At 41.5% G+C, this 258-nt stretch carries 1 tRNA gene; it reads right to left on the reverse strand.

The features are described 5' to 3' along the window. Positions 1–126: 126 nt before the first annotated feature. A tRNA-Lys gene (locus I4N53_RS02310) sits at positions 127–202 on the reverse strand. Positions 203–258: the final 56 nt, after the last annotated feature.

Here is a 258-nt window from a genome sequence, read left to right on the forward strand (position 1 = left end):
CTTTTTTATGAGATGTTTTTTATCCACCCCAACATTTATTATAGAACCGATATTCCTATTGAGCCAAAAATTTTGCAAATAATAAAAAAAACAGCTATCTCAAAAGATAACCGTTTTTTTTATGGCTGGTGACCCATCCGCGACTCGAACGCGGGACACCCTGCTTAAAAGGCAGGTGCTCTACCTCCTGAGCTAATGGGTCATATGGTGGAGGGAGATGGATTCGAACCATCGAAGGCGTCAGCCAACAGATTTACA

It is taken from the genome of Thermoanaerobacter sp. CM-CNRG TB177, from assembly GCF_018588165.1.
GTDB classification, from domain to species: Bacteria; Bacillota; Thermoanaerobacteria; order Thermoanaerobacterales; family Thermoanaerobacteraceae; genus Thermoanaerobacter; species Thermoanaerobacter thermocopriae.